Origin of the sequence: Bacillus sp. TH50 (genome assembly GCF_016650565.1) — a bacterium.
Lineage (GTDB): Bacteria > Bacillota > Bacilli > Bacillales > Bacillaceae_G > Bacillus_A > Bacillus_A mycoides.
The window spans coordinates 987741-1000734 of sequence record NZ_JAEKFM010000007.1 but is presented as its reverse complement, the minus strand read 5'-3'; the positions used below and the strand labels follow the sequence as shown (position 1 = coordinate 1000734).

13 protein-coding genes are annotated in these 12994 nt (G+C 35.6%); 2 read left to right on the top strand and 11 right to left on the bottom strand.

Annotation, left to right across the window (positions count from 1 at the left end; genetic code table 11):
* Positions 1-40 precede the first annotated feature (40 nt).
* The 7 genes from JFU23_RS22205 to inhA1 form a co-directional block, all read right to left on the bottom strand.
* Positions 41-688 (bottom strand): phosphatase PAP2 family protein, encoded by a 648-nt coding sequence (locus JFU23_RS22205; protein ID WP_201032718.1) that lies wholly within the window; start codon positions 686-688, stop codon positions 41-43.
* 59 nt (positions 689-747) lie between these two features.
* On the bottom strand, positions 748-1797 hold the full coding sequence (potD, locus tag JFU23_RS22200) for a spermidine/putrescine ABC transporter substrate-binding protein PotD (RefSeq protein ID WP_002011485.1): 1050 nt from the start codon (positions 1795-1797) through the stop codon (positions 748-750).
* A 38-nt stretch (positions 1798-1835) separates the two neighbouring features.
* Entirely contained in the window at positions 1836-2636 is an 801-nt protein-coding gene (potC, locus tag JFU23_RS22195; RefSeq protein ID WP_002011483.1) for a spermidine/putrescine ABC transporter permease PotC, read from the bottom strand.
* A gap of 6 nt (positions 2637-2642) precedes the next feature.
* Positions 2643-3491 carry a spermidine/putrescine ABC transporter permease PotB gene (gene potB / locus JFU23_RS22190; RefSeq protein ID WP_002126118.1) on the bottom strand — a complete coding sequence of 283 codons (849 nt, stop codon included), beginning with the start codon at positions 3489-3491 and terminating at the stop codon, positions 2643-2645.
* Positions 3488-4471 carry a spermidine/putrescine ABC transporter ATP-binding protein PotA gene (potA, locus tag JFU23_RS22185; RefSeq protein ID WP_061675899.1) on the bottom strand — a complete coding sequence of 328 codons (984 nt, stop codon included), beginning with the start codon at positions 4469-4471 and terminating at the stop codon, positions 3488-3490. Before potA ends, potB begins: the two co-directional genes overlap by 4 nt.
* A 237-nt stretch (positions 4472-4708) precedes the next feature.
* Positions 4709-6076: an aldehyde dehydrogenase gene (locus JFU23_RS22180; RefSeq protein ID WP_201032717.1), complete on the bottom strand. Its 1368-nt coding sequence runs from the start codon at positions 6074-6076 to the stop codon at positions 4709-4711.
* A gap of 170 nt (positions 6077-6246) precedes the next feature.
* Positions 6247-8634, bottom strand: coding sequence for a M6 family metalloprotease immune inhibitor InhA1 (inhA1, locus tag JFU23_RS22175; protein ID WP_201032716.1), 2388 nt, complete (start codon positions 8632-8634; stop codon positions 6247-6249).
* 342 nt (positions 8635-8976) lie between these two features.
* Here inhA1 and JFU23_RS22170 point away from each other — a divergent pair, with 342 nt between their 5' ends.
* Together JFU23_RS22170 and JFU23_RS22165 are read left to right on the top strand one after the other, a co-directional pair.
* Entirely contained in the window at positions 8977-9111 is a 135-nt protein-coding gene (locus JFU23_RS22170) for an anti-repressor SinI family protein (RefSeq protein WP_000276222.1), read from the top strand.
* 79 nt (positions 9112-9190) lie between these two features.
* Positions 9191-9514, top strand: coding sequence for a helix-turn-helix domain-containing protein (locus tag JFU23_RS22165; RefSeq protein ID WP_002011473.1), 324 nt, complete (start codon positions 9191-9193; stop codon positions 9512-9514).
* 82 nt (positions 9515-9596) lie between these two features.
* Here JFU23_RS22165 and calY read toward each other — a convergent pair whose 3' ends face one another.
* The 4 genes from calY to sipW all read right to left on the bottom strand — a co-directional run bounded on the left by calY (position 9597) and on the right by sipW (position 12853).
* Positions 9597-10190, bottom strand: a complete 594-nt coding sequence (gene calY / locus JFU23_RS22160; protein WP_085309867.1) for a biofilm matrix protein CalY — start codon at positions 10188-10190, stop codon at positions 9597-9599.
* A gap of 447 nt (positions 10191-10637) precedes the next feature.
* Positions 10638-11471: a DUF4047 domain-containing protein gene (locus tag JFU23_RS22155; RefSeq protein WP_085309865.1), complete on the bottom strand. Its 834-nt coding sequence runs from the start codon at positions 11469-11471 to the stop codon at positions 10638-10640.
* Between the two features lie 161 nt (positions 11472-11632).
* Positions 11633-12220: a CalY family protein gene (locus JFU23_RS22150; protein ID WP_085309863.1), complete on the bottom strand. Its 588-nt coding sequence runs from the start codon at positions 12218-12220 to the stop codon at positions 11633-11635.
* A gap of 63 nt (positions 12221-12283) precedes the next feature.
* The gene (gene sipW, locus JFU23_RS22145; RefSeq protein WP_105584185.1) at positions 12284-12853 is read right to left on the bottom strand and encodes a signal peptidase I SipW; all 570 of its coding nucleotides are present in this window, start codon (positions 12851-12853) and stop codon (positions 12284-12286) included.
* Positions 12854-12994: the final 141 nt, after the last annotated feature.

Sequence of the window (12994 nt, the reverse complement as noted above, 5' to 3'; positions counted from 1 at the left end):
CGTCTAGAAAAACTATAATACTAGTTTTTCTAGACGTTTTTTATCTCTCGTTATTAAGTCCCAATCTCTCGGTAAGTAAACGATGACAATAAATTGCGATGATTAACAAAATGCCACCTGCGCAGTAACCAGCTAAAATATCAGTCGGGTAATGAACATTTAAAATAACTCTACTTAATCCAATCAATATAATTAATATGCCCATCGAAATCGTAATACCACATTTTCCAGCTATGCTTTTCAAATTGGCAGCAATGATATAGGCAAGAAAACCGAATGTTATAATAGATAGCATTGCATGTCCGCTTGGGAAGCTATACCCAAGTGCGTCAAGTGCCTCATTTAATGATGGGCGGTCTCTTTTTGCAATTTCTTTTATTCCCTTATTAACAAGGTGTGTCGTTAATATAGCCATTGGATACACAATCATAGCAGCATAATAACGCTTTTTCCAAAAAACGAGCAAGCTTATAATTAGTGTCGTTATAACTCCAATTGCAGATCCTAGCTTTGTAAAGTATGAGAAGAATGTAAGTGAGCTTTCCGTTTGCAATCCTTTTACCATATCACGTACGTATGTATCCATCATTGTAACACCACCTACATATACCCTCCAAGCGATGATACTAAATAGAACAAATAACAAAATGATACACATTAATTCATACTGATGTAACTTTTTCTTCAATCGATTTCCTCCTACTATGAAAAAATGCGATTTCTACTTTAGAAACCGCATTTTCTTACTTATTTACCTTTTGTTTTCAGCTCTGTCCAGTAGCGATCGTAGTCTTTTAACTTATCGTCTACATCAACAAGCCACTCTGTACGATCTAATTCTTCTTTTGTTAAGAAGATCATGTGATTATCACGATATTCTTTACTATGAAGAGGATGAGCTTTTTCATTTGGATTACTGTAACCAATTGACTCGTAGTTTTTCACACTTACTTTTTCATCTAATAAGTAGTTCATAAACTTCTCTGCAAGTTCTTTATTTTTCGCACCTTTTGGAATTGCTAACGTATCAGCCCAAATTGTGCCGCCTTCTTTTGGTACAACGTATCCTACATCTTTATTGTCTTTCGCAATGAATGCTGCGTCTCCAGACCAAACTGTCCCGATCCAAGCATCTTCTGTAATGAATTTTTGTTTAATGTTATCTGTATCGAATGCTAATAAGTTTGGAAGTAGCTTCTGTAAATCAGCAGACGCTGTCTTTAACTGTGCATCCTCTTTCGTGCTATTAGAGAAACCGTTTTTCTTAAGTCCCATTCCTAATACTTCACGAGAATCGTTTAATAAAGTAACATGTCCTTTATATTTCTCGTTCCATAAATCATTCCAGCTTGTAGGTGTTTCTTTCACATACTTTTTATTGTATGCAATTCCTGTTACACCCCAAGTATATACTAGAGAATACTTATTCTCTGGATCAAACGCAGGTGTTTTAAAGTTAGAAACAAGGTTCTCGATGTTCGGGATATTCTTCTTATCTAAAGGCGCTAATAAGTCCATCTTCGCCATCGTTTTCACCATGTAATCAGATGGCTGAATTAAATCATATGTCGCGCCACCAGCTTGTAATTTCGCAAGCATTTCTTCATTACTTGCATATTTATCGTAGTTAATTTTCACGTTATATTTCTTTTCAAAATCTTTTAAAACTTGCTCATCAAAATTGTCAGCCCAGCTATAAATGTTTAATTCTTCTTTTTTCTCACCACAACCAGCAAGTACACCTGCAGCAAGACTGAAGCTAATTGCTATACCAGCTAATCTCTTCACTAATTTCATCGGTTTATTACCTCCTCGTTCTTTCTATATCATTCGTATTATAAAGGAAGGTGTCCTCCAGAGTTTTCTTCACCGTCTGCACCTTTATTACGGAAGATTTCCGATAGCACCATTAATCCTACAATTACAACAATTAATATTGTAGAAAGAGCATTAATTTCAGGTGATACTCCGCGCTTAACCATACTATAAATGTATAATGGCAATGTTGTTGATCCTGGTCCTGATACGAAGAAACTAATTACAAAATCATCAATCGATAATGTGAATGTTAATAATGCGGCTGAAATAACTCCTGGTGCAATTGCTGGAAACGTTACATAACGAAACGTTTGCCACGGCGTTGCTCCTAAATCGTTTGCAGCCTCTTCTAAATCACGTCCCATACCAGAAAGACGTGCCGCTAAAATAACAACAACAAATGAAATACTGAATGTAATGTGTGCAATAATAATTGTTGTTTTTCCAAGTTCCATACCTAATTGACTAAATAGGATAAGTAAAGATAATCCCATTAAAATATCAGGAATTAAAATTGGTAAATATACAAGACCGTTAATGGCCCCTTCAAAACGATATTTGTAACGGTGTAATGCAATAGCAAAAATCACACCAAGAACTGTCGTCACAATTGTCGTTATAACAGCAATCGTCATACTATTTACAAACGCATCAATAACATCTTGTTTTTGAAATAAATCTGTATACCAATGGAGTGTAAAGCCCTCCCATTCCGCATTAATGCGAGAATCGTTGAAGGAATATACCATTAAAACCATCATTGGAAAATACAAAAACAATAAGATTAACCAAGAATAAGAAACTAAAAACTTCTTCATTTTTGCCTATTCCCCTCCGTTTCCATCATATTTATATACTTTCGTTGCACGATAATATAAGTAAATTAACAGAACAGAGAATAGAACAACAATCATAGATAACGCAGAACCAAACGGCCAGTCACGTGAACCTAAGAATTGGTTTTGAATTACGTTTCCGATTAATGCTACTTTCGATCCACCCATAACGTCTGATACAACAAACATTCCGATAGATGAAACGAATACTAAAATAGAACCAGTTGTAATCCCTGACATCGTCATCGGTACTGTTACATTCCAAAATGCCTTTACTGGTGTTGCTCCTAAATCATAAGCCGCCTCTAGCTTACGCTTATCAAGCTGCTCAATTGCTGCATACACTGGTAAAATCATAAATGGTAATAAAGAATATACCATTCCGAGTATTACAGAAGGCGTATTATATAGCAGATTTAAAGGTTCACTAATAATACCTAGTTTCAATAGCAATGTGTTTACAAGTCCTTGTGAACGTAAAATAACAATCCATGCGTATGAACGCACAAGAAAGTTAATCCAGAACGGAATCGTTGCCAATAATAGAAGGATAGAACGATATTTACGATCAACAATTGTAATTGTATAGGCGAATGGATAACCGATTAATAAACATAGTACTGTCGTAATAACAGCTATCTTCACTGTTTCCCATAACGTCCCCATATATAATGGGTCAAACACACGTGCTATGTTATCTAATGTAAATTTCATTTCCACTGTCCCGTATGCTCCGCGCTGCATGAAGGCAAATGCTAATACGAACAGAAGTGGAATTAGGAAGAAGAGTAACAGCCATACGACTGTAGGTAATGCGAGTAATTTCCCTTTCTTCAATTTAAGGTCACCTCGTCCTCTTGCTCCCAGCCTACATATACATTATCTCCAATGCTCCACTGCGTTGCTTCTTCAGCAGTTTGGTATGCCATTAGTAATTCCGCTGTTTTCTCCTCACGTACATATAGCTTTTCCATATTTCCAACAAATTCAATATCTTCAATATGTCCAAGATGGTATTCTTTTAAAATTGGCTCTTCAACCGAGCGAACTTTTACATTTTCAGGGCGAACTGCTACGTAGTTTTCCCCATTTTTCACGATATTATTTTCACCGATGAACGTCGCAACAAACAATGTTTTCGGCTTATTGTAAATTTCCTTAGGCGTGCCGACTTGTTCGATATGCCCTTTATTCATAACGACAATACGATCACTCATACTCATCGCTTCTTCTTGATCGTGCGTTACATATATGAACGTAATTCCTAAATTACGTTGTAAGTTTTTCAATTCACGTTGCAAATCTTTTCTTAACTTAAAGTCAAGCGCTCCAAGTGGCTCATCTAATAGTAATACACGTGGGTTGTTTACAATTGCTCTTGCAATTGCTACACGCTGCTGCTGTCCACCAGAAAGCTTCGAAGGTTTACGATTACGGAACTCAAGTAACTGCGTTAAACGCATTGCCTCTTCCGCACGTTCTTTCTGCTTTGCTGCTGATACTTTTTGCATTTTCATACCGAAACAAATATTTTTTTCAACATTCATATGTGGGAATAGTGCGTAATGTTGGAACACTAAATTCATATGACGCTTGTATGGCGGCAAATCGTTAATCTTTTCATCATCTAATAAAAGATTTCCTTTAGTTGGCGTTTCAAATCCTGCGATCATACGAAGTAAAGTCGTTTTCCCGCAACCACTCGGTCCTAAAATTGTTAAAAATTCTCCTTCTTTAATATCTAAAGAAAGAGGGGGGATAATCACTTGATTTCCAAAATGTTTTTCTACTGCTTCAACTTTAATAATCTTTTTCATTTTCCCGTCCTATCTACCTTAAATTTTAATTTTTATATTCATGAATAAATATTTATGTTCTATAGACTATTTTTTTGTTTCGATCCAAACAAAAATGGTTGTTTAGCAGCGTTCTCTTCTATTCTTTATGTAGTATGTTTGATTCATTTTCGCATGATACATATGTCGAACAGAAAAACCCCTTCAGTTGCGAAGGGGTTTTTATCATACGGCTAAGCCTACTGATAAACACCATCATCATTTTAACAACTTTCGTATGAATTTTAAAGCACTTTTTGTAGAAGAGTAACGAATTTTCATGTCGAATGCTGTAGATTGGGACAAAATGCTTTTATAATGGGAAAAAGTCCGAAAACTTTGTTCACCATGATAGCTGCCTAATCCACTGCTTCCAACGCCCCCAAAAGGTAAATATGGCGTTGCAAGATGATATACGACATCATTTATACATCCTCCGCCATATGAAATATTACTCGTCACTTTCTTTTGCACTTTTCTATCTTCAGAAAATACATATAGTGCTAACGGCTTTGGATGGTGCTGAATCGTTTCAATTACCTCTTCTATTTTGTCATATTCTATAATTGGTAAAATCGGCCCAAAAATTTCATCTTCCATAACAGCACTTTGCCATGTAACATTCGTTAACACTGTCGGCTCGATGTGTAATGTTTCTTTCGTATAATTCCCGCCAATCACAGGTTTACCGTCTTGTAAAAATGTACATAGACGTTCAAAATGACGCTCACTCACAATTCGCACATAATTGTCATTTTGCAAAGCATCTTTTCCATATTGCTCTGCGATTTCATGTCGTAATGCCTCGATTAACTGCTCTTTCACTGAAGAATGAACGTACATATAATCAGGCGCTACACACGTCTGCCCAGCATTCAAAAACTTCCCCCAAACAATCCGTCTTGCGGTTACATCTAGCTTTGCATCTTTATGTACAATACATGGGCTTTTCCCGCCAAGCTCTAACGTAAGAGGCGTTAATTTTTTCGCCGCTGCTTCCATAACAACTTTTCCGACACCAACACTACCTGTAAAGAAAATATAGTCAAACGGTTCCTTTAAAAGTGCAGTGCTTTCCTGAGCACCGCCTTCTACTACCGATACAAGCTCTTCTGGGAATAATTCACCTAACATTCTCGTAAGCACTTTTGAAACGTTTGGCGTTAACTCTGACGGCTTTAAAACAACTGTATTCCCAGCTGCCAGCGCTCCTACTAGAGGTGCAATTGCTAACTGAAACGGATAGTTCCACGGTGCAATAATAAGCGTCACACCATACGGTTCTGGTACTACCTTCCCCTTCGATCCGAAATGAGTTAGTGCTGTTCGAACTCGCTTCGGTTTACTCCACGATGACATATGTTTCAATTGAAAAGAAATTTCTTTTAATACATACCCCACTTCCGTTGTAAACGACTCATGAACTGACTTATTTAAATCTAATTTCAATGCTTGAAATATCTCTTCTTCAAAACGCTGAATTCCATCACAAAGCTTTTTCAAATTATTTTTTCTTGTTTCTATACTTCTCGTATATCCATTATAAAAATATTGCTTTTGTTTATTTACAATAGAGGAAATACTCATTCACTCACCTTCTCCCACTATGTTTATCCAATTCTTTCATTATTTATATAGACTTCATATGTAACAAATTTCTATTCTTAAAGTTACATTATATATAACTTTTCCCTTTATATAAAATTCATTGCTCACAAAAAACTACCGAAAGAAAATCTCTCGGTAGTTTTACTGTATTAACGGTATAAACGAACAGCACCTGCAGAATTATCATCAGCTTGTCCTACTACTTCAAACTTCAGACCAAGCTTCGGTAAAATACGTCCTGCATCTGGAATCTGTTGATTAATATACGTTTTCGAATCATCAAACTTCGGTACACCAGCTAAGCCATTATACGTATACGTTCCACGCGTTGGAGATACAACTTTCCAAGCTGGCGTTTTGTCGAATGAGAACGCCGCATCAGCGATCTGGAATCGTGTACTACTGTCAATTGTCGGCTTACCATTTAAAGTTCCTACAATTGCTTCTGGATGAGAATCAACTACACCAAGGAAACCGTGTCCTGGATGTAAACCAACCCAGTTATCTGAGTAAGCTGAGTCTGCATACCATACAACCATACCTGAGTTATATTCTGGACCGCGAGCAAATTTCAATGCGCTATCTGATCCAGTATGGTTTCTCCACTCTACATAGTAGTTATGTTTCTTCTTCTCTGTTCCGCTAGAAACAACGAAACCATCTAATTTAAATTGTGATGTACCTTCTGCATCATCTGAGAATGCAACTTTACCATCTACTGTTAATGACGCATTATCAAGTAGGAAACCATTTAATGCTAAACCACCATCTGTAATGTACTCAAATGTTAATTTTACTTTCTTACCTTTGAATTGACTTAAATCATATGATTTGTCAATCCATTTTCCATTTGTCGAATCTGCATTTCCACTATTTGCTTTCTCGCCAAGTCTTTCAATTAACGTTTGTTGTCCATCTTCTGTTACAGCGTGTACTTCAAGGAAATCATACTCAGCTTCAATCTCATATAATGATTTGAAATCGAATTTCGCATTCGTTGCATTTGTTAAATCGAACAGTGGTGTTTCCATTTTCGTGTGAAGATTGTCACCTTTTGTGCTGTAGTAATACTGTTTACCAAATGCTGGAGCAATTGTTTTTACATCCTTATCTGGTAAGTTAACACGAATCATACCTGGTCGGCTAGATTTCGTAACACTTTGGTCTAAATATGTTGCTAGACCGACACCTTTATTTAATTTCTCGTAATCTACTTCTACGATATTTGCCCAGTTACCACCGATTGTTTTTTGGAAAAACTCTTTATTTTGTGGTGAGAAACTCGTTGGCGTTGTTCCTGCGATCTTACCAGCCCAGCTTCCGCCACTCATAACAGACCAAGCTTGAATTGGTTCACCATGACCGGTATAGTCTGTATCATACTCATCTGGAAGACCTAAATCATGACCATATTCATGTGCGAATACACCAACCGCACCATCTTCTGGTTCAATTGTGTAGTCGAATGCTGCCATCTTTCCACCCCAATATGGAACTTTCGCTTGCGTACCTTCAATTGCGAATGGTTTTGGTCCAACTGTCCAGCGATGTGACCAAATTGCATCATCACCTAATTTACCACCGCCAGCTTCTTGTCCAACACCCGCATGAATAATCATTAAGTGGTCAATTAAACCGTCCGGTTGATTTTGATTTCCATCAGCATTTACATCGTATTGATCGAACTGATCAAACTGTGATAAATCAAGACCACTATCTACAGCTGCTTTTAATGCATCTTTTACTAAATCACGTGGTCCTTTTGGTCCTTTATTATCATGACCTGTAGCAGCATCTGCACCGTAATCAGCAGCTTTACCAGGAACTGTTAACCATTTTGTAACTGTTCCGTCCACTGTGTAACTACCACCGGATTGCTCTTCGTAATATTGTTTAAACGTTTCGATTTTGCTTCCATCCTCTAACGCGAATGGCTCATCACCGAATAACATTTTTTCATAGTGTTCTTTGTTAAAGTCTTCCGAATACATATAACCAGGTTCTTTATCGATGTTGTTATGTTTAAAGTCAGCGTACTCTACAAGTAAAACAAGTACCTTATCTTTACGAACATCGCCGTTATATGCTTTTTGTTTTGCTGAAGAAGTTGGTACTTTACCATTTAGTCCGCCTTTAACTGGGCCTGTCGCTGCAGGTGTCCCTGTTGCTGGCTGATTTAGTTTTTCTTTCGTGTCTGCTTTCGCATCTTTCACTTTCTTTAAAAAGTCAGATGCTTCTTTCGTAAGTTGATCCCCATTTGTTGCTTCTTTCCCAGGATTTTCACCCTTTTTGTTCTCTACGTACTTTTCGACAGCTTTCTTTGTTTCTTTCTCTGAAGCTGACGAATCAATTACCCCACGTTTTTTTAGCGCATCTGCTAATCTTTCTTCTGGAATTAAGTGATCATCAACTGGACTTGTAGCTGTCTTGTTCTCCGGCGTTTCAGCATATGTAGGCTGACTTCCAGCACCAAGTGACAAGCCTAGAACAGCTGTCAAAGCAATTGATGATAACACTTTAAACGGTTTCTTTTTCATCCCTTATTTCCTCCCCTAATATAAAATATGTATTACATATTTTATATTATTAAAAATTCAATATATTTTCAATATTTAGTTATATTATGTAATTTTTTTAATATATTTGTAAAAATTTCATAGTTAGTATACGAATATATCACAATTCAACAATGTTTTCAGAAAATATTGAAAATATCTGTCAGAAACTTTATAATCGCCATAGAGGGAATTTAATGGGGATTTTATCTTTGTTGCATCTACAAAATATTTGATGATTCACTATATAAAATACAAAATTCGATTGTATTATCATATATTCTGTAGCAGCAGTTATGACCGATAATTAGGGAGGAATTACAATTGTACAAAGATAAGACGGACACACTGGATCAAGAATGGATTGATTTAATACTTGAAGCTCTAGATGCTGGCATTGCCCTGCAAGATATCGAACACTTTTTCCAACGTATGAAGCCATCAAGTCAAGCTCAATAGCCTTGTTCTTTTTAACGAAGTTTATGTTATAATAATGACATCATAAGACGACGACATATTGATAGAAAGGTGCGCAAATATGATAGGAGAACGTATAAAACGCCTTCGTTTACAAAAAGGCATTTCACTAACAGAACTCGCCGAAAAAGCTGGTGTAGCTAAATCTTACATTAGTTCTATAGAACGGAATTTACAAAAAAACCCTTCCATTCAGTTTCTTGAAAAAATTGCAGCTGTTCTACAAATTCCAGTTGATACTTTACTTCATGATGAAACAACAACGGAAAGTCATCTAGACTCCGAATGGACACAACTCGTTAAAGATGCGATGAGCTCTGGTGTCTCAAAAGAACAGTTTCGTGAATTTCTCGAATTTACACAATGGAAGAAAAATCAACAATAATACATATGAAAGAGTGCTTAAAACGGGCACTTCTTTTTTTCTTTATAAAAAAAAGCGGGGAATCCCCCGCTTTTTTTATTTATTATTTTTCTTCGCCATCTGTTTGGTTAGCATTAAATGTCCATTCTAAGTTCAATGAATCGCCTTGGAATTTGTTTTGATCTTTACCATCATCTTCGAATACAAATTGTACCCATAGATAGTCTTCTGTTCCAGCCTCTAATCCACCTTTTTCTCCCCACTCAGGAGCAAAGATATCTTTTGCTAAAAGATCTGGATCAGCATTTTGTAAATCAGCTAAAGTTGTTTCATATACAGGCTCACTTTGTTTATCCCAGTTCCAAAGGAATTTCACCTTAATGTGCTTACCAAAGTCTTCACCAGCATTATTACCATTTGCATCTTTCACAGTATACTTTGTCGCTAATTTAACGTCTTTAATTGCTAAAGTACCGCTATTCTTTAATAAGAACTCTTTCTTAACAGAATCCCCTGGTTTTAAATCTTTAATATCTACAAGCGTTTTAGGGTCTAATGTAAGATCTAACGTCCCAGCTGCAAATGTATTGTTTGACACTTCTTTATCGCTAAAGAATGCAAATGTTCCTCCACCAATTAAAGATAACCCCAATGCTGCTGATGCAACTCCCATACCTAATTTCTTTTTCAGACTCACAATCAATTCCCCCTAGCTGTTTTTTGTATTTTTATCTCTTATTTCAAAATAAGAGGTGTAACTAAAACTATATTAGCTTAGCTAATATTTGTTCTTTTTTAAAACCTTAAGTTCATTATAACGAACAAAACTATATAAGTACAATATATTTTTTAATTATTTTTATTTCTCAACATTTTTCCTTTTTTCAGAAAATTATTGAGAAATAAGGTGAAACTTTAATCAATGTTTTTCTGCCCATCCCCACTGATTATTAACCTTCACCAAGTGGTGGGCTGCCAACTAACTTCCTCACATTCGTTAAATTTTTAGGTGAAGACCTTATACCTACGAATAGTGAAATAAGAAAAACAAAGCAAATAGGTGAGTAGTAGGGGTCTCTCACCTATTTGTCTTATGATTGTAGTTTATTCCTTCCGAAATGCTGCTGTATTTTACTTACTATTCCTATTTCTTCTGTTCTTCTTGTTTCTTACTTTCTTCTAGCTTTTTTGCTTCTTCCTGTTTCTTACTTTCTTCTAGCTTTTTTGCTTCTTCTTGTTTCTTACTCTCTTCTAGCTTTTTTGCTTCTTCTTGTTTCTTACTCTCTTCTAGCTTTTTCGCCTCTTCTTGCTTCTTACTCTCTTCTAACTTTTTCGCCTCTTCTTGCTTCTTACTCTCTTCTAACTTTTTCGCCTCTTCTTGTTTCTTGCTCTCTTCTAATTTCTTTTGCTTCTCAGCCTCACTCACTTGCTTTGCTGTTTCATCTACTAATAATTTCTCAAAAGCTTGAATTTGTTTATCAATCACCTGTAATTTAACCTCTTTATCAACATACTCACAGTTTTCTTTAACTATATGAAAACCAGCATTCACATACGAGAATACTTGCTTATTAGATTCACTTTCATTTTCCTTTAACTCTTCTTTCGCTTTGTTATACGGACTTTCTATTGATTCATATACTTTTTGTAATAACTCTCTCTCAGCAGCTATTTTCTCACGCCCTTGCTTCCACGTAACAAGCACCTGTTCTAACTCTTGAGTGGAAGTGAAAGTTAATTTCGATTTCATCTCTTCATACTCATGCAAAATAACTTCCTTATGTTGCTTAGCTTGCTTTGTTAACTGATCAACTGTTTTTGGAAAAATACTTGCTGTAGAAATAGTAGCCTGCACTTTCGTCTCATGAATGAAAGCTGCCTCTGTATAAGTCATCATTTGAGAACCTAAATAAAAAGTAATAGAGCACAAACATGGCAATATAAGCATCTTTTTGAATTTGCGAGGTGCCTTCAGCATTTTAATCTCTCCTATCGAACAACTTGTTCTTTATCAAGAACTATACCTTTATTATAATAAAGTGAATTACAAAATGATATAAAAATTATGTTTCTTTTTACATTTCTCTTTTAACACAAAAAGAGACTACCACTTTTGATAGTCTCTTTTTGTTGTCATTATTATTTCGTTTCACCATCGCCTTGCTGTGCATCAAACGTCCAAGTTAATTGTAACTTATCGCCTTGGAATTCATTTTGATCTTTTTTATTATCAACGAATTCAAATTTCACTTTGAATTTATCAGATTTACCTGCAGAAATACCTTTTTCATCCCAGAACCAAGCAGCTAAATCATTATTTACTGCTGTAAGTGTATCACCCTTCAATTTATTTAATGTAGTTTCTTTCACAATCGTCTCATGCTTATCTACATTTTTTAAGAATGTTACTTTAATATGTTGACCAAAATCTTCTTTATTATCTTTCTTCGTATCTTCTACATTATAGTCTGTTTTTAATAGAACCTTTTTAATATTTAAAGAGCCTTTATTTTCTAGTTTAAATTCTTTTTCAATTGTATCACCAGGTTTTAAATTCGATACATTAACAACTGTTGATGGATTTAATGATAAATCAAGCGTACCAGCCGCAAATGTATTATTTGACACTTCTTTATCGCTAAAGAATGCAAATGTTCCTCCACCAACTAATGCTGCTCCTAGTACTGCTGATGCGATACCCATCCCTAATTTTTTCTTTAAAGTCATGTCCAAATCCCCCATAATATATATATTTGTTAATTTCCTCGTAGGAAATAATAACTAAGATAACTAGACGGATTGTTCTACTTTTTTATCTTTCTTTTCTCCGTCGATGCTACGAATAGCGCCAAAAATAGAAATCGCGGAATAGCCAAGTAAAAAGACTCCTGGAATAATAAGAAGTAATGCTGCTCCCGCTTTTGAACTCGCATAATTCAGTCCATAACCAACGTATGGAACTGTAATATCTGCATACTTTCCGATTACATTCTCTGCAAGTACTGGTGCTAAATCTGGTCCGTTGTTGTTATCCCCTTTTGTTTCATACATTACTTTTCCATTTGTATCTTTCACACCGATAATACGGTGAGTGACAATTTTTTCATCTTTCTCTTTAAACGTAATAACATCACCTTTTTGATATTTAGAACCATCTTTCGTTGGCTCTATCGCAATGATTGACCCTGTCAAAAATGTTGGTTCCATCGATCCTGAAAGAACGCTCTTAAATTGATATCCCATCACTGTTGGATCCCCGCCACTCGCTTTTGAAGAAATAACTACAAAAGCTAAACAAACCATTACCGCAAATAAAACAAATGAGATAACGTTGCTAATCACCTTCCAAATTAATTTCATCGTCTCTCTCCCTCTCCGTTGTTTTATGTTATTTGAAGTATACAATATTCATTTAGTTCTCTAACGAGAACACAAGTAAATAATATAACGAACGATTTGGAAATGCAATAAGAAAATTTACAATTATTAGTTAAATCATTT